Source organism: Acinetobacter marinus (assembly GCF_900096915.1).
Lineage (GTDB): Bacteria > Pseudomonadota > Gammaproteobacteria > Pseudomonadales > Moraxellaceae > Acinetobacter > Acinetobacter marinus.
On record NZ_FMYK01000003.1, the window covers coordinates 474,889 to 495,358 of the forward strand.

Genomic DNA, 20,470 nt, shown 5'->3' on the forward strand with positions numbered 1-20,470 from the left:
TTATCGTCTATGTGGGGGAGCAGGATGTGCTAAAAGCGATTGTGTGACTTTAACGATCGTGCCTTTGCTACTTGATTCAATATGTAATGTGGCATTGGTTTTAACTAAGCGGATTTGCATGCTACGCAAACCGACACTGATGCCAGATTTTGCGACCGCATCAACATCAAAGCCGATACCATCATCGATAATTTCCAAAATCAATTGTGAATGATTGACATAATACAATTCCACTTTGACGTGGCTGGCTTGGCTATGTTTAATGATATTGGTCAATGATTCTTCAATTACTCTGAGTAAAGTCAAACAATCCAGCGCAGTCGGCTGTACCATCCATTGTTCAGGAAATCGCCATGTTGATGCGATATCGAGTTCATCAAAAATCTGCATAAAACGATAACGAATCGCAGCGCCCCAAATCATCGGTGTTTCAGGGACACTGTTATTCGAGCTCGAGCCTGTATCGATAATTTGACGTAAATCATCACGAAGTACTTTAAGCATCGATAAAAATTGCTGATTGCTGAGGTTGCTTGGGCTTTGATCAATAATCGCCATAGAGCGTACCAGTGAGCCACCTAGTCCATCGTGTAAATCATGCGCCAAATGCATGCGCTCTTGTAGGCGAATATTATCAAGTTCCAGTCGATGCTGCGTATTCAAAGACAGCTCTAAGGCTTTGGTGGCTTGAAGTACGTTTTCAGCCAAAGTCTGATTGAAATGTTCAATTTTTCGGATATTTTGTGCCAGACGCATCGCAAGAATGATGGCGATGAGTAGTGTGGTAATCGGGGCGGTATAGGCGGATAGCGGATAGGCATCATTTAATTTGATTAAATATAATGCATCATGCACGGTAATGAATGCATAGAAGATAAATACCACTGCCAACAAATAGGATTCATGCTTTTTGGCACGATAAGCCAGCCAAGGATAGCTTAGATACAAACTTAACAACACCACAATGCTACTGGCAAAGCAAATCAAAATATACGTTCGCAGATGTTCATCGCTGGTCAAAAATCCTGCTACAGAGAAAGCTGCTAAACAGAAAATTAAAAATCGTTCAAGATAGACAAACTTTTGAAGCGCCAAACGCCACGCATAAAAGCAAGAGAAAACACTGAATCCAAACAACAACACCGAATTGATTCGTGCAATCTGCAAGGCAGTTAGCCCCAATGGGCTGACGATCATTACTGTGCTACTCATAAACACCACCCAGAACAGTGACGTCAGTGCAAACCAGCCAAAAACAGTTTCTTGTCGCCGAAATAGCCAAACTAAAAATGCAATGATACCCAGCGTAAACGAAAAGATCAGATTAAAAAAATGTAGTACACGTTGTTCATACCACAATTTTTGAAAGATCGGCATGACCACGTCATCGTCACCTAAAAATACTTTGCCCAATCCAGAGTTCTGTGTTGGCACAGCGACGACTCGAATCCAAAACACATTTTCACCCTGTTTTAAACTTGACGCAGGCAAACTCCAGTTACGTGGCATATTCCAACTTCGAGACAGTGGTTCAACCAATGAACGGTCTTGCCACAACAGGTCGTCATTGATAAAGATTTGCCCAGCCATGTTGATGCTACTAATAACTAGGGTCACTGGTGTGCTATGCGGTGTAGGGCAGTGGTATGTCCAGCGGATTTTGTACCACACACTGCCTGAATAATCTTGCCAATAGTGATCGATATAATCTGGAAATTGCGATACGGTCTGCCAACCCGTATTCGGTTTGTTTAAAACATGATGAGGTTCTGCTTGGGCAATTTCACTGGAAATGATCTGCGTTTGGCAAGTTGTTGTAAGCGAGGAAGATATTCGGTGTGATGAATCTGTGGACGATAAAGAGATGTTGGCATGTGCGGGCACAGCACATAGTAATAAACTGAATAAAAAAAGACGGAATACACGAAAACGAAATATACAAAAGCGAAGTAAATTCTTTAAGAAAGCAATCCCATACTGCGTGCGGTGTTGATGGCTTTGGCACGATTGGAGACCGACAGTTTTCGATAGATATGTTTGATATGACATTCGACGGTATATCTCGATAGGCAGATTTTATCGGCAATTTCTTTATTACTTAGCCCTTGCGCAACATGCTCTAAAATTTCTAATTCCCGTGAAGATAGCAAATGATGCTCAGGAAGCAGCTGATCTGATTTTTGCTTTGCGACGACTAGCTTACTCAGGATTTGTTGTGCAATAAATGGGTCAATCGGCGCGCCACCTCGCAACAGACTGCGTATTGATAATGAGACTTCAAAGTCATCACGTTCTTTCAGCACATAGCCCGTTGCACCTGCTTGAATGGCGTTTAAAATCGCCTCTTGTGTCGACCATGCAGAAATCACCAAAATTAAGCTACTTGGGTCTTGTCGATGTAATGCTTCGATCAATGTCGTGCCATGACCATCAGGCAAGCCTAGATCAACCAAAGCAAAAGCGATGTGGTGCTTGGCAATTATCTGCATGGCTTCTTTGAGATTACTGGCAATCAGCAACACATCCTGTTCGTAGCCCAAATGACGCAAAATCCCTTTGAGGCGTTGTTGCATGATAGCGTCATCTTCGAGAATGAGCACAGGCACGGGCAGATTCACATCATTATTTAGCAAGAGTACACTCATCTTTTGTGGCATGATCGTCTCAGCTTAGTTGGTTTATTTATTCTCCGCTATCCCTGAAATTGGGGATAACCACTTTTAAAATCCCTTTTGAAATAAAATCATCAGCAAATTGATCGATGAAAAGTAGAATGCTTATGATCTTAATTTTAAATATATATATTATTGTAAATTAAAAGCACTAAAAAGTGTGAAAAATAATCATTTTCGGATAAAGGGTATGTTTTATTACATAATGTTTCATGAACGCTACACAGTTTTGAAGTCTATTCACAAAATTTCGGTATGCTGTGGTCAATAAAAATTTGAGGAAAATGAAGATGAAATCACAATTATGGTGTGCTGTGCTCGGTCTTTCATTGGCTGGGGTAATGTCAGGCTGTCAAACTACAGCACAAGATCAGACTGCATCATCTACAACTGGATCGGTAGCACAGGCGGGGGATGCCTCTTTGACACAAACGAAAACACAGATGCTGCAATCCTATGTATGGACGCATCAAGCGAGCGACAGCCCAACAGCAGTTGTTTTACGTTTTCAGGATGGACGAGTCGCTATCGATGCAGGCTGTAATGGCATGGGGACAGACGTGCAAATTGATGATCAAATCATTAAAGCGGGCAATGTGATCAGTACCATGAAAGCCTGTGCACCTGAAATCATGAAGCAAGAGCAAATGGCTGGAAAGCTATTTGCCAATCGTGATGTACCGTACGATTTGGATTTGGCAAATTTGAATAAGCCAGTTTTGATTTTAACGACGACTGAGGGTCAAAAACTCCGCTTTACAAGTCAGCCAACGGCAGAGACGAAATACCAAGGTCAGGCAGAAATTCAATTTTTAGAAATTGCCCCAGAGACCAAGCAGTGTTCGGGTGTCGGGGTGATGCAGTGTATGCAAGTCCGTGAGATCAAATATCAAGATGGTAAGAAAATTGCTGTCGGTGATTGGTCGAATTTTTATGGTCAGATTGAAGGTTATCAACATCAAGATGGCATTCGTAATATCGTCCGTGTCAAACGCTTTACCTTAAAAAATCCTGCAGCTGATCAATCAAAGTATGCTTATGTACATGATTTAACCGTTGAAGCTGAACAAGTGAAATAATGTACAGATAATTTTTTACACATTGTTCAGCCGTGAATGACAACAGCCAAATCTAAGGATTTGGCTGTTGTGTTATGGGGCATTTGAAATCCGATCTGATTTAAATTGTGCCTGATCTAAATTGTGACGGGTTTAGATTTTATCTTGCAGTTCCAAGGCACGTTGATAGAGCGCTTTTTTCTTCAGCCCAGTGAGATCAGACGCCAGTTGTGAAGCGGCTTTGATGCTTAAATCTTGTAGTAAGCGTAGCAATAATTGATCGACTTTTTGCTGTTCATGGTCGACTTCATCGTCACTGCCTGCGATGACCAAGACCATTTCACCTTTTTGTTGATTGTGATCGGCTTTGACCCAAGTCAGTAGTTCTGCAACGGGCTTTTGCACGATGGTTTCAAAGGTTTTGGTAATTTCACGGGCAAAGCCAATACGGCGCTGTGCACCAAATATGTTTTGCAGATCTTCCAGACAATCAACAATACGATGCGGTGCTTCGTAGAGAATCAATGTTTCGCTGTGATCCTTGAGTTGTTCGAGCTGTGCCTGACGTTGGCTGGCTTTGGCAGGCAAAAAACCGACAAATAAAAAGCGATCACTCGGTAGTCCAACACTTGACAGTGCGGCGATGGCTGCACATGCCCCTGGAATCGGTGTGACACGGATGCCTGCCTGCTGTGCGGCACGTACCAAGCGAAATCCAGGATCACTGATTAATGGCGTGCCTGCATCACTGATTAAAGCGACATTTTCACCATTTTGTAACTTTTGGATAATTGCATTGATTTTGTGTTCTTCATTATGATCGTGCACTGCAGTCAACGGCGTAGTGATGTTATAATGTTTGAGCAGAGGGGCGGACTGTCGTGTATCTTCTGCCGCTATGAGCGAAACAGATTCTAAAGTAGAGATGGCACGGTATGTCATGTCATCTAAGTGCCCAATCGGGGTAGCAACGACGAATAATTGAGCACTCATAAGGGAAAATTCCATGTTCAAGAAAAAAATGTATCGACCTGTACTTGCACTCAGTATCGCTTTATCAGGCGTTGGTCTGATGTCGATGGCAAATGCAGAGATTTTGGTTATTTTACCTGAAACTGGACCGATGGCGAATGTCAGTGACAGCATCAAGCGTGGTTTGGTGCAAGCCAACCATCAATCGGATAATAAATACACATTCAAGTTTGTGAATGTACACCATCAAAACATTGCCAAAGTGTTAAAGCAACATGTGAAAAAATCCACACAGCTGGTGATTGGACCACTGGACAAAAATAATGTGGAAGAATTGCTTGCTGCACAGCCAAAAATTCAAACTTTAGCGCTCAATCAAGTCGAAAAAAATGCCAAAGGCATTTATCAGTTTGCATTATCCAAAGATGAAGATGCGCAGGCACTGACCAAACGCATGCAAAAAGATGGGGTAAAGCACCTCACCGTATTGCGTGATGCCAATAGTATTGCCCAAACACAGAGTTTTTTTGACGCTATGCAAAAGCTCTGGGGCGACCAAATGCAAGTCAAAAGTAAAATCGAGAAGAAAAGTAAATGGTCGATTTTTGGTGGTAAAGATGAAGGCGTATTACTACTCGGTTCGGGCAAATGGCTGAGCCAACAAGATGATTTACCGAAGCATCGTATTTATACTTTACCGTATGCGATTGAGGAGAAGTATCCGATTGCCAAAGGCATGGTGTATTGTGACACGCCTGCGATTTATACCCATCAATGGGCTGATGTGATTGCCGCCTATAAACAAAAACCTGTGTCGATTCCTTATCAACGCTTGATTGCCTTTGGTGCGGATGCGTGGCAAATTAGTGATGAATTAGTGCAGCGTCAAAACAATCAAACCATTCAATTTCAAGGGCGTACAGGTCAGATACGGATTGTTGACTCGATTCTCTCACGCACACCGCAATGTTTTGAGTCGCAAGGCGATAAGCAAAAAGTGCTGTAACCAATGCTTTGTGTTGCATGCTTTGTATTATTAGGTTGCATTAATCGATGCCAAAGCCCAGCCAATCTTTAGATTCGTCAGCATCAAGTTCATCAGTTACAAGGCTAAAGAAGCTGACTTTAGCGAAACTGATTGGCAATTGGGCTGAAGATTTTGCCTTGCACTATCTACAACAACACGGTTTACAATTGATTCAGCGTAATTATCATTGTCGTTTTGGTGAGATTGATCTGATCATGCAGGATCAACATTGTCTGTGTTTTATCGAGGTGCGGGCGAGAGCGTTGCAAAGTTGGGTGGCTGCCGATGAAAGCGTCAATCTACGCAAACAGCAAAAAACCATTAAAGCTGCGCAGTATTTTTTACAGCAAGATGCTGAATTTGAAGCGTGGGAATGTCGTTTTGATGTGGTGGCGATTGGCTATGATCCGCAAGTGCTGGCGCAATTTAAGCAACAATTCGCAGTGATTCAGCGCAATAATGACAAAAAATTACTGCAACACAGCCAACAATTGGCTAGATTATCCAACAATAGTCAGGCACAGCATGCCGCAGATTTAGATGCTGATCAAAAGCACGATCAGTGCAATCCAGCTATTAAAACAAGATGTGTTGAAGACATCCAATTTGAAAATTTAACGCTTGAAAAAATTCAGCTTGAATGGATACAACATGCTTATCTGAGTGAGATTTAAGGAGTTTGATGTGAGAGCAGTTCACATATTGGCATTATCGGCGGTAATTGGGTTAACGAGTGGTTGTGCGTCATTTATTGCCAGCAATACGTCGGACACCGTAGGCACACTTTCTGGTGAGCGCAGTATCGGTCAGGTGGTGATTGATAATTCGATTGAACGGACTGCCAAGATCAATATGTATAAGCTCGATCCACGCTTTAAACAAGCCCGTGTCAATATCAATAGCTTTCACAGCAATGTGTTACTGACAGGACAAGTGCCTGATGCACACCTAAAACAATTGGCAGAAGACAATCTCAAAGCCATGAGTGATGTAAAAACCATTCATAACTTCTTAACTGTGGGTAATCAAGTCAGCTACGGCACCATCATGCAGGATTTGGCGGTGACCACCAATACCAAAGGCTTGATCATGCGTGCGCCTGTGGTGAGCGAAAGTAAAGTTTTGGTGCACACTGAAGATGCGGTGCTGTATGTGATGGGGCGTCTGAATCAAGCGGAATCTGCTGATCTGCAACAAGTGCTACAAAATGTCGGCAATGTCACCAAAATCGTCACGCTCATTGACCCATTGGAATTGACGGCGAATCAACAAAGTCTGATGTCAAACTCGAGCTATAACAGCAGTAATGCCAATACATCTACTCAAGCGGTCGGTGTCGGACTTGGTGCAACCACCATGCCCGTGGCGGATGAAACGCCTGTAGCGATTGATCCAAATCAAGAAGAACCTACACAGCAACCTGCAACAAATATTCAATCTGTACCTGTGAGTGCTGAGCCATAATTGTGTCCAAACCGTCTTCTTTTTCTCGGCTTAAAAACAAAGTCAACTTAAGCGCAATTCGTCTAAACTCGGCTAACTTGAAAAACGTCATCAGTTTAGACTGGTTGCCAAAATGGCGGTGGTATGATTTGCCTAATTACGTGATCAACCAACTCACGGTCGGTGATCATGCCATTTGTCATCCAGACCTACAATATGCAGACGATCCTCGTCAGCAGCTCGATCTCTATGTACCGCATCAGGCAAGGGCGGATCGTGCGCTGATTTTGTTTGTACATGGCGGTTCTTGGCAACATGGCAATAAGCAGGATTATCGTTTTTTGGCACAGAGTTTGGCGCAGTCGGGCTTTTATGTGGTGTGTATGAATTATCGTCTGGCGCCTGCGCATAAATATGCCGAATTTGTCAGTGATAGCATCTTGGCGAGCAACTGGTTGTTAGATCAAAAGCAAGCGAAGCAGTACGGCTATAATGCCGATAAGTTGATTTTGATGGGGCATTCTGCGGGCGCATTTAATATTTATGCGGCGCTGTATCATCCGACATGGCTTACAGGTATTGAACGCCCCGAAGCAATCTATGCGGCGATTGGTGTGGCAGGGCCGTATAGCTTTGAACATCGAGGCGATCCGATTGCACAATATGCTTTACCCCAAGATATTGCGCCAGAAGATTTAATGCCGAATTATTTTGTTTATCAAAATCAAATTCGGCATTTACTGATTTTAGCGGGCAATGATGTACTGGTTGCAGACAGTAATACCGAACACATGGCAGACAGCCTGAGAGCGGTCGGAAATCAGGTGCTGGTCAAAAAGATTGCACATACTCGTCATGTCAATGTCATTGCAACGCTGGCAGAAAAGTTCGCACGATTTTTCCCGACCAAACGCTTAATGATTGATTTTATTGATCAAGATTAACTTTGTTTTATGTGATGAAGCGAATTATAGATAAGGATCTTTACGCCAGTTGCTTGGACTACGTCCACTCCAACGCTTAAAAGCTCTACTAAAATTCGCCACATCCGAATAGCCCAGCTCATCGGAAATGTGTTCCAAACTATAATCGGTGCGGGACAATAGGGCAGTTGCTCGACGATAGCGCACTTCATCAACGATGGTAGAGAATGATGTGCCCTCATTTGCAAGCTGACGTTTTAAGGTGCGATCAGACATAAATAAGCGCTCTGCGACGGCTTCAATGCCAAGATGCTGATCTTGTTCAGTCAGAATATCACGCACTTTCATCGACAGACGACGACGCTCACCGAGTGCTGAAAGCTCTGATTCACAATGATTAATCGCCACTTGGCTTGAAATTGAATCGGCATGCACCATGTTCAGCCCTAAATAGCTTTTGTCAAAGCTCGCCAGTAGATGCGGTTGATTGAAACGAAAGGTCGAATTGATTAAATTTTGATAACGCTCAAAACCTTCGGGTTGTGCAAAGTCAAAATCAATTTCTCCACGCAATTCTTGCCCAGTTAAGGCGTTGCCCATGGTTAAAATGCCAATGGTCAGTGCCATGATAATTTCATTGCGTAATGGTTGTAGATCAATATGACACTTCAATTCGATGGTGGCTTGGTCGCTGAACGTGGAAAAATACAGCTGTAAAAAAGGCATGCGCAGTTGGATAAAGCGAGAGGCGAGTACCAAGGCTTCCGTGGTATTTTGCGTGGTCATGATGGCATAGCCAATAAAGCCATGAATCGAAATACGCATCTGTGTACCCAAATGAAAGCCAAGACTCGGCTCGCCTGTAAGCTCGTGTGCTCTTTTGATTAAGGCATTGGCGACTTCCACGGAGATACGCATTTCAGGGTGTGCCAGTTGCTCACTGGTCAAGCCAAAAGGTTCAAATAGCGCAGTATCATTGTAGCCCCAACGTGACACCACATCGAGTAATAACAAGCCATATACACCGGGAATACCTTGCTCGAGGTGCATTGTCGTGGTCATGCAAATTTCCTTATTCGATTCATTTTATCTCGAAATGATTGACACTTATTTTGATCATCTGTGCTGCATCATGCCATGATCAAGCGTTGTGTGGAATAAGAATTGTCTAACAACATGGGACTGGTTGTAATTGCCAAAATGTGCATAGATGCTGTCACTTTTTACAAGCGTACAGCATCAACAGGGCACTGATTGGTGAATGTTGAGTGAGAATATCAGCCAAAGTATTAATTGCTCTGTTCAGTTGGATTTGATTTTTCGTGTTCAACATCCAAGATACCCCCACTCAAGAAGCCACCACTTTGCCGTGCCCAAAGCTGTGCATATAAACCATTTTGATGAATTAGTTCTTCATGTGAACCTTGTTCGAGGATTCGACCTTGATCGAGTACGATCAGCCGATCCATCTTGGCAATGGTCGATAGACGATGGGCAATGGCGATCACCGTTTTGCCCTCCATCAAATGCTCAAGGCTTTCTTGAATCGCCGCTTCCACCTCTGAATCAAGCGCACTGGTCGCTTCATCCAAAATCAAAATCGGCGCATCTTTCAAGAACACACGGGCGATGGCGATACGTTGACGCTGACCACCAGACAGTTTCACACCACGTTCACCGACATAGGCATCCAAGCCTTTACGACCTTTCAGATCGACCAGTTGCGGAATAAAATCGCTGGCTTGTGCTTTGGCAAGCGCTTCTTGCACTTCGGTTTCGGTGGCTTCAGGACGACCATATTTGATGTTTTCAATCACGGTACGGTGCAGGAGCGACGTATCTTGCGTGACTAAGGCGATATTTTTACGCAAGCTGTCTTGGGTGACATCTTGAATATTTTGCCCATCAATTAAAATCTTGCCGTCGTTGACTTGATAAAAATGTAGAAGCAATTGAATCAAGGTCGATTTACCTGCACCAGAGCGCCCGACAATACCGATTTTTTCGCCTGCTTTAATATCCAGATTGAAATGGTCTAAGACTTTGCGATCAGTATAGGCAAAATTGACATCTTGGAATTGAATACGTCCGTGATCGACATTCAAAGTAGCAGCATTTGGTTTATCTTGAATCGCAATCGGTTTGCCCATGGTGTGCATACCATCTTGAATTGTCCCGACATTTTCAAACAGTTGTGTTACGTTCCACATTAAGAATTCGGACAAGCTATCCAGTTTCAATACCATCGCCGTTGACGCCGCAATCACACCAAGCGCCGCTTGACCATCAATCCACAAATACAGCGCCGTGCCGATCACACTGATATATAAAAATGCACTTAAAAAGGTGATGGAAATCTGATATTTCACCCCCAAACGCATTTGCTTATATACTGTGACCATAAAGTCTTGCATTGAACGTTTGGCATAGATGCTTTCACGTCCTGCATGGGCAAATAGTTTGACCGTCTGAATATTGGTATAGGCATCGGTGATACGCCCCGTCATTTCAGCACGGGCATTGGCTTGTTCTGCGGAGACTTTGCCCAGACGTGGAATAAAATAGCTGGCGATCAGAATAAATAACAGCAACCATGCCATCAATGGCACCAGCATCAACGGCGATACTGCGCCCAAGACAATGTTGATACTGATGAAATAAATCAGTACATACGCGAGCATATCGCCCAAAATCATCCAGAACTCACGAACCGCCAGCGCTGTTTGCATCACTTTTGCAGAAAGTCGTCCTGCAAAATCATTATGGAAAAAGTCGAGGCTTTGACCCAACAGTAGATTGTGAAAGCGCCAACGCATACGCATCGGAAAGTTACTAAATAAAATCTGATGCTTCACCACAGACTGAAAACTGGCAAAAAACACATTGGCAAACAACACCATCACCAATAAGGTCAGATTTTGTTGATGCTCAGCGAGGAAGGATTCAGGTGAACTTTGGCTGATCCAATCAACCAGTTTCCCAATATAGGTAAAAAATGCCGCTTCAAATGCCGCAGCACCCGCAGTACATAAGATCAATAAAAACAGATAAGGGCGCACGCCTTTGGTGGCTTGCCAGACAAATGCAAAAAAAGTCTTTGGTAAAGGCGTATTGAGATTATCGGTGGGATAGGGATCGACCAGTCGTTCAAACCAAGCAAACATAATAAACCTAAACTTTTAATGCGCAGTGTGCTAGATCATCTAAATGCGTCTGAATTTTGCAAATTCAACGAATACATATGCAAAACAGCCGCAGAAAGTCTGTATCAGCCAAGCATTGAGGGAAACAAGAAAATAGACAATGACTTTGCATCAATGCCGAGGCGAAAATCACCGAAGCAGAAAAATCCATTGTCAAAACACCCTACATTTTATCGCAAAAGTGATGGGGTTTGCAGAATTTATCTAAACTTAACTCAAAAATGTGTAGCCGAGCTAAGCATTTCTTTGGCTTAATTTCCATGAAGACAATAGTTTGCATAATTTTCATCAAGTTACTGTCAGTTTAGCCAATCACTTGACCAGAACAATTCATTATCCTATGATGAAACTATGCAACAAGTTGCATATATTTTGAGATTTTAGCAGGACAGTACATCACAAGGCTTCTCCACAAGAAATAGATGAACTTTATCCTAGCGATTCTCCTAGATGATTTAAGCGAAATGATTTACGCCAAACAGCTTTCACCAAACAATTTAAGACAGCCAAAGTAGGAATTCCCCCATGACTAGCTATCAACACGTTTTACAGCCTTTGGACTTGGGCTTTACCACGATTCGTAACCGCACCGTAATGGGCTCGATGCACAGCGGTTTGGAAGATCGCTTTTATCAATATCCAAAGCTGGCGGCGTATTTTGCAGAACGTGCCAAGGGTGGTGTAGGGCTGATCATTACTGGCGGGATTTCACCGAATCGTCAAGGTTGGCTACTGCCTGCGGGCGGTACCATGAATACTTGGGGCGATGTGATCAACCACCGTATCGTCACCCATGCGGTGCATAAGCATGGGGCTAAGATTTTGATGCAGATTTTGCACTCTGGGCGTTATGGTTATCAGCCGTTCGTGGTGTCTTCGAGTCCGATCAAATCGCCAATTTCACCGTTTAAACCACGTAAGCTCAGTGATAAACAAATTTTAAGTACCATTGATGATTATGCACGCTGTGCCAATTTGGCGAAAAAAGCGGGCTATGATGGCGTGGAAATCATGGGCTCTGAAGGCTATCTGATTAATCAGTTTTTGAGCCGTCATGTCAATCAACGTGATGACCGTTGGGGCGGTGACATTGAAGGGCGTATGCGCTTTGCGGTGGAGTTGGTCAAAGCGATTCGTGGCAAAGTCGGGGAAAAATTTATTATCTGTTTCCGCCTGTCGATGATTGATTTGGTACAAGACGGTAATACCATGGAAGAAGTGATCACCGTAGCCAAAGCACTTGAGCAAGCAGGTGTGACCTTGCTGAATACAGGTATCGGCTGGCATGAAGCACGTATTCCAACCATTGTCACCTCAGTACCACGTGCCGCATTCGTCAATGTCACGGCAGAAGTGAAAAAGCATGTTTCGATTCCTGTGATTGCGTCAAACCGTATCAATATGCCTGATACAGCCGAGCAAATCATTGCCGATGGTCAAGCCGATATGATTCAAATGGCACGACCATTCCTCGCCGATCCATATTGGGTGAACAAAACTGCAGAAAATCGTGTCGATGAAATCAATACCTGTATCGCTTGTAACCAAGCCTGCTTAGATCATACTTTCCAAAATAAACGGGTTTCATGTCTGGTCAATCCGCAAGCCTGTCGTGAAACAGAACTGCTTTATATCAAAACCAAAAAACCAAAATGTGTTGCTGTGGTTGGTGGCGGGGTGGCAGGCATGTCTGCGGCAACAGTCGCTGCACAGCGTGGGCATCAAGTGACCTTGTTTGAAGCAAATGGTGAGATTGGCGGTCAATTTAACTTGGCAAAAGTCGTCCCTGGTAAAGAAGAATTCCACGAAACCATTCGCTATTTCAAAGGACAATTGGAAAAAACGGGTGTTGATGTGCGATTAAATACTCGAATCAATCGAGAACAACTGGAACGTGAAGGCTTTGACGAAGTGATCGTGGCAACAGGTGTGGTGCCTCGTCAGCTGAAAATCGACGGCGCAAATTCACCAAAAGTATTGTCTTATGCCGAAGTCTTACAAGGTGCAGAAGTCGGCAACCGTGTCGCAGTGATTGGTGCAGGTGGGATTGGCTTTGATATCAGCGAATATTTGCTCAAACCGCCACATCAGCCACAACCGCAACCACTCGATGAATGGCGCAAAGAATGGGGCGTTGATCCACATGCCAACTACGATTCGGAAGGTGGTTTAGTGCGAGCAGTGGTCGAAACACCAATTCGTGAGATTTTCTTGCTCCAACGTAAAACCACACCGCTCGGCATTGGTTTGGGTAAAACCTCTGGTTGGGTACACCGTGCACAACTGAAAAAGCATAATGTAAAAATGATGCGTGGCGTGCAGTATAAGGCGGTGAGTGAAGAGGGGCTTTGGGTCGAGGTGAATGGCGTAGAACAATTACTTCGTGTCGATACAGTCGTGGTTTGTGCTGGTCAAGAGTCGGTAAAAGCACTGTATCCGCAAGAGGGTGAAAAACATTTGGCAAAATATCACATCATCGGCGGGGCAAAACTGGCTGCTGAACTCGATGCCAAACGTGCGATCCGTGAGGGTGCGGAAGTCGCTGCCAAACTCTAAGCAATTTCATGGTGGAAATCAGCATTTCAAATGTACATTGTTTATGGAATATGCAGTTGAAATGGATTCTGTGAAAAAGTGATGAAATTCACTTGTATAAAGTAGCAAGGCTTTGTATCCTTGCGCACATGGAAGCGTGGCAGAGCGGTTTAATGCACCGGTCTTGAAAACCGACGAGGGTGTGAGTCCTCCGTGAGTTCGAATCTCACCGCTTCCGCCAAATATCTTAAAGGGAATCAAATACATAGTTTGATTCCCTTTTTCTTTGGCACAATTTTGGCACTATTCGAAATTTTAGCAATCTCTTCTTTGTTCTTATCTGAATTAATCCACTTCGCATAACGCTTCATGAGCATCACCAAACTATGACCCAGCTGTGAAGCCACATAGACCGGATTGAGTCCATTCATTAAACATACAGTCGCATAAGTATGACGAGTGTTATAGGCAGGGCGGTAGCGTATGCCGTTAGCTTTCAATGCAGCCACAAACTTTTCACTCAATGATTTTTGCGTAGTAAATTCCTCACCAGTCTCATCACAAATAAATACATGCTCGTATTTGAGATAAGTTAGTAATCTGAGTTGTTGGAATGCTTCAAATGCAAAATCATTCAAATCTACAAATCGGGCCTTATTAGTTTTAGTGGTTTCCTGCTGAACGCCGTTCACACGACCTTTATTGATGTGAATCTGCTTATTCAAAAAATCTACATCCTGCCAAGTGAGTGCGATAATTTCTGATGGACGACAACCTGTCCAAAATGCCACCACAAAATACCAATACACAGTTGGGTAGTCTGCAAGATATTTCTCTCTTAACCAGTTCAGTATTCTTTCCCTTTCAATTTCATTAAATGGATCAGGTTCAGTTTCCTGCGTTTTCTGATTCTTTAATCGATCACATGGATTCTTATCAATAACCTCATCATCGTGGGCTAACTCGAATGCGCCGCGTAATGGAATCAAAGCATCATTTCTAGTCTTCGCTGAAGTCCATTCACCGCGCTACGCAAAATTTGGCTGGTGATCGTATTAATTGGCATGTCAGCAAATAATGGCATCCACAGCCGTTCCAAAATTGATAGATATTTTTTCTTGGTGCCGTGCTTATGATCTGAAAGGTTATAAAGGTATTCTTGGGCATACTGAGCAAATGTCGGGCCATGTGACGCTGGCAATGATTCTTGCTTAGCGGCAGCTTTTTTGAGGGGTTTGACCGTAACCGCTTCGATATCTTCAATCTTTAAGATTCCGTACTTGGCCTTAGTTACAAAATCTTCTCTAATCTTAGCCGCCTTACTGAAGTTGGATGGTGTGTCTGCGAGGTCGAGGGTGAACCACTCGCGTTTACCGTTCCATTTAAAATTAATCTGTATTTTTCCCGATCTTGCTCTTGTGCCTTTTGGTAGACCTGAGCTGCTTGTTCGACCCATGCGTTATAACCTTTCAAACTATATAGAATTTTTCGATCAGACACTTTCACCCAGACTTTTCCTTCCTCCCAGTGAGGCCTAAGGTTCTTTAGGTTCGTGATCTGTTCACCCGTCAATTCACAAAACTTTTCTGCGGTGACCCAATCCACCAGTTCAAAATGTTTACTCATTGTTGAACCTCCGCATTTTTATTTGAAAGTCTTGCTCCAGTTTTTTTATATCTAATAATTAATTTTATTAGATAAAGATTTTTGATCATTTTGACCTCTTCAATTTTTAATACAGTTGAAGAAAGCCTGTTGTCTTAAAATCCTCATTTTGCTAGTTAGGATCTGAAGAGTAAAACAAGTTTCTATACATTGAAAGCTACCATGTTTTATTTGTGTAAAAATTGTTTTGGTATAAAAGATCAAAAAATAGGTTTATTTTTTTATTAATTTTTATCCATTATAACAGTAATTAATCTTTAGTATTTTCTTTGGTTTGCTACTGTTGTTTTTTTGAGTGGAGTTTAATTTCTTAGTTTATTTTTTATTTTAGTTAGGGTTTATTATTTTTTGATGTTGATTATTTTAAAAATTTTTCTTATAAGAACTATTATTTATTTAATAATTAGGTTAAATATTTAATCTAATTTAATTTAAGGGAATAAACTTTAAACTTAGATGTTGTTTTTAGTTAAGTATATGTTTTAATTATGAAATAAATTTAAAATCCCTCTTGAAGTATATCTTCTATAGATCATGATCTTATTTTACTTTTAAAATTAGAACACGTTTAGTCTTTGTGATATTTAATATATCACTTAATAGTCTAAATTACATAAAATATGAAAATAATCGGTTGAGCTAGATTACCCATGTACGTACATAATCACAACAAAAGTTGTGATTATGTACGAATGGGATCTGGTTGGCTTGCAGCCAAACCGCTACTTTTAATAGGTGAGCTATTTGGAATTTTTAGAGTAACTATTTATTCTAATTTAAAATTATTGTCAAAAACACTTTTTTATTTTAAAAAATATTATAGCTTAAAAATAGATTGATGGTTTTGGTGTGATTATGATTGATGTAAATGTTATTGTGAAGTCAAAAAGATTAAGTAGGCTTGAATTACGTTTAAATGATGATGAATTAGGGGTAATTAAAAAATCGGCAAAGTTATTAAATAAAACCACTAGCGATTTTATTCGGTTTTCCGTTAATCACTATATTCAAAATATTTTGAATGTTGATCAATCTGCAATTCGTGAATCGCATGTCGTTGCCAAGCAAGTATCCCATCGCGGAGTGGAAGAAGATAGCAAAAGCATTGCATTCCAACTTGCAAAAATTGGCAATAATCTCAATCAGATTACCCGTGCAATTCACATTAGCAACAAAATCGGAAAGCCAATTGACTTGCTTCGAACTTATCTACTTGTCGAAGACTATTTAAAAAAAATCTATCAACTTTATCCACTCCCTTGTCCTCCATCACTGCATCGTTCTGATGAGACGGTTCAGCGCCGACATCAGCATATTGAATAAAAATATCTCGCCGATTTATTGCGACAAATGCAAGTCGTCGGAGGAGCTGAACTTGAATCAGTTTCAGACGCTGATCTTTCTGATGACCATATAGAAATGTAATTTTATTTCCTTTTTTATTTTAAACGGGAGAGCGGGGCATGTTGATTAAGATGTTGAGGCATGGAACGGGCAGTGCAGCACGTGCAGCAAGTTATGTGCTCGATGAAAAGGATCACATGAATATTGTCCGTCCGCATGTCGAAGTGCTCTGCGGTGATCCACATCTCTTTGCAAAAATTGCAGACAGTTCTCCTTTAAAACATAAATATACGTCTGCCGTGATTGCTTTTGCTGAAGAAGATCAACCCAATAATATTGAAATAATAGATGTCTTAAAACAGTTTGAAGCATTGGCTTTTAGTGGTCTCGAGCCTGATCAATATCATTTGACGGCTGTTTTACATCAGGAACTAAACGGTTCAAAACATGTTCATATTCTTGTCCCTCGGCTTGAACTCAGGTCAGGAAAAGCAATGAATATCGCACCTCCCGGCAAGTTCCAAAAGCATTTTCATACCTTGCAAGACAAGTTGAATTTTGAATACGGTTGGGCAGATCCGAATGATCCTGAGCGTGCAAGATTTACAAAAAAAGGTCATGAGACGTATTTGCAATCTGGGCTAAAAAAGGTTGGAAAAGATCGAGAGAATTATAAACAGTACATTGAAAACACTTATTTACAGCTTTTATCAATATCGTTGAAACAACAAGAAAAAAAACATGCTCAAGTAATTCCGTCCGAACTTTTAGTCAGAAACCGTGATGACTTTATGCAGTTCGTATTAACGAACAAGCTGGCAAGTGAAGTAGTCAAAATTCGAGAAAAACAGTTTAGCTTAGTTCCACCTTTCGGCAAAAAACCTATTTATTTTCAAGGAGAAATCTATGAAAGACAATTCAACATCGAAAAATGTTCAAGAACAATTCGAGAGCGTATCAAATCTCTTGAACAAGTTCGAACAGCAGATCGAGAACGTGGAAACGATGAGCAGCGAACAGTTAATCAGATTTCAAAATACACTCGAACGCCTTGTGCTCAACTTCGAGATCGAGCAGAACAAGCTTTGCAAAGAGCTAGACAAGCAAGAGCAGATTACAACAGACAACGTTATGCATCTGCTACAACACCAAAAGAACGAGATTCAGATGCTGATTCTAGGATTGAATACATATCGAGGAGAACTGAAGCAGAATATCGACAATATACAAATGAAGCTGTCTTCACATCTCAACGAAATCGATCAGATCATGCAAAAGCATATTCAGCAGAGCAAAGTCCAATTACAACAAACGATCGAAGACAATCAAGACTCGATCTACGCACAGATTCAGAACAATGCCCAAGTCATCACACTGACCCTAGAAGATCAGAAGAAACAGTTGCAGCAGCAAGTAGATCAGGCATTAACTCAGTCGATCACTCACAACCCCAAATTGATTCTGAAAACATTTATTCTGTTGGCGCTTGGAATGTGGCTGCTGAATATTTTAACAATATTACCCGCGAACTATTATTTCACACAGCCGATCTTAACCAGAAACGAGACCGAAATTTTGACGGACGGCAAGGGCAATCGTTTCCGAGCAATTACTTCTCCGAAATGGATAGATTGCAATACACTGAATTTGAACAAAAAAATGGTTCATCCGACGGAACCGAATATTCATCTGACCTTTCCATGCATCGTGGAGAAATAAGTCATGAAAGAACAGCAACATACGACTATTCAACACCACAACGGCAGCGACACACAGCAGATGATTTTGGATTTACTCGAACAAATGAGTTTAGCTTTGACGCCATCGTCGCTGAGTACTATGCAAGACTTGCAAGAAAACGTCGAGAAGATGAAAAAAAGGCTCAGCGTGATCGAGCATTACGAGCAGAACAACAGAGACGACATGAACAAGATCTTGAAAATCTTAGGCTTCAGCAGTCCGTCAGACTTGAGCCAAGCCGAGATCAGTTTATTTCAGAATATTGGATTGATGATCAGAGAGTTACAATCGAGACAGGAAAAATTAGACAAATTGGAGCAACAACAGCAGTTACAGCATCAGAAAGAGCAGCGCCTTCAAGAACAGAGCATGTCATGCGCTACACAGATCAGCAGACTAGAGCACTTAACAGCCAGCTTGATCAAGCGCTTCGATGTTCTAGAGAAGCAGGAGACGAATTTGAAACAGTTGCAATATATATAGTTTTATAAGCATTTTCTCTAGCTACACGGCATTCACTTGAGTTTGCTACTTTAAAATCTTGAGGGATATCGATGCTTACACAACGGAAATAGGGCATTATGATTTGAGTTAACGCAAAACTATGTACTGTACCTATGAAACTTGTTCCTGTAGTTTCGATTCCTAACTTTGCCAACCGAGTTTCAAGCTCTATTGCACACTCATTATTATATGTTATACATGCTATGGCTCTTGGAGCAATTACTTCATCATGAAGAGTCCGAGCAATAGCTGTAGTAAGAGTTTTTGTTTTCCCACTACCAGGACCAGCTAAAACTACACAATGGCTTTTACACTGCACAGCCTCAAATTGCTCTTTATTTTTTTCAAGTTCTGATAAAGCCTGTTGCAAGGTAGTATGATTAGACATTTTTCACCATGAACTCAATCGCATCCTGAATATATTTAGGGACTTGTATTTGATTCTCAACAGAAATTTTCTTTCTTAATTTTCCACTTAAGCGTCCTTTACCAATGTCTTTAATCATAGCAAGTAGTTGTGTACTATCCACTTTTGCTAGATCTGCTTTCCACTCATTAATACGCTTTGTACGAATTGATCCAAAACCTTGTTCATCTAGAATTTCTAATAATGCCGTACTTAAATGAGGGGTTTGCGCAATAGCAACTTCAAATGTTTCATTATTTAAAAATATTCCAACCTTACTAAATGAACTACTAAATTCTATAAAGTCAACTGTTTCAGCCCATTCTCTATTTTTTTCAGTAAATTTGGTTAATCCTAAATTAACTTCACAGCGAGAATCCCAAATTCCTAAGCATCTTGCTCTTCCTAATGCTGGTTTTGTTCCATCTAACGGATCCCAGTCTGTAATCACTGTAAAAGGTATACCTAATCCCTCAGCTAATTTGATATATGGATTAAAGTTCGTTCCAGCTACATTACATACAGTAATCCCGAGCCCATCTAAATCATAGCCTAATATTTCAGCAAAACTCGGAACTAAAGCCTCCTCAGCATCACCTTCAACAAAAATAATGCCTTTAGCGAACAGGATTTCTGAACGAGTTGCTATTAAATATCTTTCTATATCATCTTTCTCATCTTCATCAATTGGCAAATCAGCTAATGAAAATGCTTTTGTACTAGTTTCCACAGATCTTAAACTAACAATAGAGCGTAAAGGTACAATTGATGCTAATGTTGGAGAATGACTGGTAACAATGAGTGCTTGGGAAGAATCTTTTTCTTTAAAAATATTTTTGAAAACAGTGCGCTGGAGTTGAGGGTGTAGGTGGGCTTCAGGCTCTGAATAGCCACCAAAATTCTAGACACACATAACCATCTTTTGATGGGCCTTTTCATAATCTAATGGAGAACGCTGACCATTGGAACCATGTCTGC

The 20,470-nt window shown here is 41.6% G+C and carries 16 protein-coding genes, 1 tRNA gene and 2 pseudogenes; 9 read left to right on the forward strand and 10 right to left on the reverse strand.

Going from position 1 to position 20,470, the window contains the following annotated elements:
• Both BLQ60_RS08220 and BLQ60_RS08225 read right to left on the reverse strand, forming a co-directional pair.
• The gene (locus BLQ60_RS08220) at positions 1 to 1,884 is read right to left on the reverse strand and encodes a sensor histidine kinase (protein WP_244515996.1); all 1,884 of its coding nucleotides are present in this window, start codon (positions 1,882 to 1,884) and stop codon (positions 1 to 3) included.
• A 74-nt stretch (positions 1,885 to 1,958) separates the two neighbouring features.
• The gene (locus BLQ60_RS08225) at positions 1,959 to 2,657 is read right to left on the reverse strand and encodes a response regulator (RefSeq protein WP_244515997.1); all 699 of its coding nucleotides are present in this window, start codon (positions 2,655 to 2,657) and stop codon (positions 1,959 to 1,961) included.
• Positions 2,658 to 2,962: 305 nt separating this feature from the next.
• Here BLQ60_RS08225 and BLQ60_RS08230 point away from each other — a divergent pair, with 305 nt between their 5' ends.
• The gene (locus BLQ60_RS08230; protein ID WP_171259080.1) at positions 2,963 to 3,751 is read left to right on the forward strand and encodes a DUF4377 domain-containing protein; all 789 of its coding nucleotides are present in this window, start codon (positions 2,963 to 2,965) and stop codon (positions 3,749 to 3,751) included.
• Between the two features lie 132 nt (positions 3,752 to 3,883).
• On the opposite strand, the gene rsmI is transcribed toward BLQ60_RS08230, so the two are convergent.
• Positions 3,884 to 4,723, reverse strand: a complete 840-nt coding sequence (rsmI, locus tag BLQ60_RS08235) for a 16S rRNA (cytidine(1402)-2'-O)-methyltransferase (RefSeq protein ID WP_092618626.1) — start codon at positions 4,721 to 4,723, stop codon at positions 3,884 to 3,886.
• 13 nt (positions 4,724 to 4,736) lie between these two features.
• Between rsmI and BLQ60_RS08240 the strand changes: the two genes are divergently transcribed.
• From BLQ60_RS08240 to BLQ60_RS08255, 4 genes are read left to right on the forward strand one after another with little or no spacing between them, the layout of a single operon-like run.
• Positions 4,737 to 5,708 (forward strand): penicillin-binding protein activator, encoded by a 972-nt coding sequence (locus BLQ60_RS08240; RefSeq protein WP_092618629.1) that lies wholly within the window; start codon positions 4,737 to 4,739, stop codon positions 5,706 to 5,708.
• A gap of 47 nt (positions 5,709 to 5,755) precedes the next feature.
• Complete coding sequence (locus BLQ60_RS08245) at positions 5,756 to 6,403, forward strand: YraN family protein (protein WP_092618632.1); 648 nt, start codon at positions 5,756 to 5,758, stop codon at positions 6,401 to 6,403.
• A gap of 10 nt (positions 6,404 to 6,413) precedes the next feature.
• Positions 6,414 to 7,193, forward strand: a complete 780-nt coding sequence (locus BLQ60_RS08250) for a BON domain-containing protein (protein ID WP_244515998.1) — start codon at positions 6,414 to 6,416, stop codon at positions 7,191 to 7,193.
• A 2-nt stretch (positions 7,194 to 7,195) separates the two neighbouring features.
• Positions 7,196 to 8,116 (forward strand): alpha/beta hydrolase, encoded by a 921-nt coding sequence (locus BLQ60_RS08255; protein ID WP_171259081.1) that lies wholly within the window; start codon positions 7,196 to 7,198, stop codon positions 8,114 to 8,116.
• Between the two features lie 24 nt (positions 8,117 to 8,140).
• Here the strand turns inward: BLQ60_RS08255 and BLQ60_RS08260 are convergent, their stop codons facing one another.
• Both BLQ60_RS08260 and BLQ60_RS08265 read right to left on the reverse strand, forming a co-directional pair.
• A complete protein-coding gene (locus tag BLQ60_RS08260) occupies positions 8,141 to 9,157 on the reverse strand; it encodes an AraC family transcriptional regulator (RefSeq protein WP_092618638.1) in 1,017 nt (338 codons plus the stop codon).
• 227 nt (positions 9,158 to 9,384) lie between these two features.
• Entirely contained in the window at positions 9,385 to 11,259 is a 1,875-nt protein-coding gene (locus BLQ60_RS08265) for an ABC transporter ATP-binding protein (RefSeq protein ID WP_092618641.1), read from the reverse strand.
• Between the two features lie 564 nt (positions 11,260 to 11,823).
• Between BLQ60_RS08265 and BLQ60_RS08270 the strand changes: the two genes are divergently transcribed.
• Positions 11,824 to 13,854: an NADPH-dependent 2,4-dienoyl-CoA reductase gene (locus BLQ60_RS08270; protein ID WP_092618643.1), complete on the forward strand. Its 2,031-nt coding sequence runs from the start codon at positions 11,824 to 11,826 to the stop codon at positions 13,852 to 13,854.
• A gap of 130 nt (positions 13,855 to 13,984) precedes the next feature.
• Positions 13,985 to 14,074, forward strand: a tRNA-Ser gene (locus tag BLQ60_RS08275).
• A gap of 16 nt (positions 14,075 to 14,090) precedes the next feature.
• Here BLQ60_RS08275 and BLQ60_RS08280 read toward each other — a convergent pair.
• On the reverse strand, positions 14,091 to 14,822 hold the full coding sequence (locus tag BLQ60_RS08280; protein WP_244515999.1) for a tyrosine-type recombinase/integrase: 732 nt from the start codon (positions 14,820 to 14,822) through the stop codon (positions 14,091 to 14,093).
• Positions 14,819 to 15,289, reverse strand: coding sequence for an Arm DNA-binding domain-containing protein (locus BLQ60_RS08285; RefSeq protein ID WP_092618646.1), 471 nt, complete (start codon positions 15,287 to 15,289; stop codon positions 14,819 to 14,821). The genes BLQ60_RS08280 and BLQ60_RS08285 overlap by 4 nt, the downstream gene beginning before the upstream one ends.
• A 1,064-nt stretch (positions 15,290 to 16,353) precedes the next feature.
• Here BLQ60_RS08285 and mobC point away from each other — a divergent pair.
• Both mobC and BLQ60_RS08295 read left to right on the forward strand, forming a co-directional pair.
• Positions 16,354 to 16,923 (forward strand): annotated as a pseudogene (gene mobC, locus BLQ60_RS08290) (plasmid mobilization relaxosome protein MobC).
• 38 nt (positions 16,924 to 16,961) lie between these two features.
• On the forward strand, positions 16,962 to 19,073 hold the full coding sequence (locus BLQ60_RS08295; protein ID WP_244516000.1) for a MobA family protein: 2,112 nt from the start codon (positions 16,962 to 16,964) through the stop codon (positions 19,071 to 19,073).
• Here the strand turns inward: BLQ60_RS08295 and BLQ60_RS08300 are convergent.
• The 3 genes and pseudogenes from BLQ60_RS08300 to BLQ60_RS14195 form a co-directional block, all read right to left on the reverse strand.
• Positions 19,004 to 19,474 (reverse strand): UvrD-helicase domain-containing protein, encoded by a 471-nt coding sequence (locus BLQ60_RS08300; RefSeq protein WP_092618649.1) that lies wholly within the window; start codon positions 19,472 to 19,474, stop codon positions 19,004 to 19,006. The genes BLQ60_RS08295 and BLQ60_RS08300 overlap by 70 nt on opposite strands.
• Positions 19,467 to 20,222, reverse strand: coding sequence for an ATP-dependent nuclease (locus BLQ60_RS08305; RefSeq protein WP_244516001.1), 756 nt, complete (start codon positions 20,220 to 20,222; stop codon positions 19,467 to 19,469). The genes BLQ60_RS08300 and BLQ60_RS08305 overlap by 8 nt, the downstream gene beginning before the upstream one ends.
• A 54-nt stretch (positions 20,223 to 20,276) precedes the next feature.
• Positions 20,277 to 20,363, reverse strand: a pseudogene (locus BLQ60_RS14195) (hypothetical protein); the annotation flags it as partial.
• Positions 20,364 to 20,470 lie beyond the last annotated feature (107 nt).

Excerpts from the sequence above, each read along its gene's own strand:
- BLQ60_RS08295 (WP_244516000.1), top strand. The coding sequence starts at position 16,962 with ATGTTGATTAAGATGTTGAGGCATGGAACGGGCAGTGCAGCACGTGCA.
- BLQ60_RS08245 (WP_092618632.1), top strand. The coding sequence starts at position 5,756 with ATGCCAAAGCCCAGCCAATCTTTAGATTCGTCAGCATCAAGTTCATCA.
- rsmI (WP_092618626.1), bottom strand. The coding sequence starts at position 4,723 with ATGAGTGCTCAATTATTCGTCGTTGCTACCCCGATTGGGCACTTAGAT.
- BLQ60_RS08300 (WP_092618649.1), bottom strand. The coding sequence starts at position 19,474 with ATGTCTAATCATACTACCTTGCAACAGGCTTTATCAGAACTTGAAAAA.
- BLQ60_RS08285 (WP_092618646.1), bottom strand. The coding sequence starts at position 15,289 with ATGGGTCGAACAAGCAGCTCAGGTCTACCAAAAGGCACAAGAGCAAGA.
- BLQ60_RS08230 (WP_171259080.1), top strand. The coding sequence starts at position 2,963 with ATGAAATCACAATTATGGTGTGCTGTGCTCGGTCTTTCATTGGCTGGG.
- BLQ60_RS08240 (WP_092618629.1), top strand. The coding sequence starts at position 4,737 with ATGTTCAAGAAAAAAATGTATCGACCTGTACTTGCACTCAGTATCGCT.
- BLQ60_RS08260 (WP_092618638.1), bottom strand. The coding sequence starts at position 9,157 with ATGACCACGACAATGCACCTCGAGCAAGGTATTCCCGGTGTATATGGC.
- BLQ60_RS08265 (WP_092618641.1), bottom strand. The coding sequence starts at position 11,259 with ATGTTTGCTTGGTTTGAACGACTGGTCGATCCCTATCCCACCGATAAT.
- BLQ60_RS08270 (WP_092618643.1), top strand. The coding sequence starts at position 11,824 with ATGACTAGCTATCAACACGTTTTACAGCCTTTGGACTTGGGCTTTACC.
- BLQ60_RS08225 (WP_244515997.1), bottom strand. The coding sequence starts at position 2,657 with ATGCCACAAAAGATGAGTGTACTCTTGCTAAATAATGATGTGAATCTG.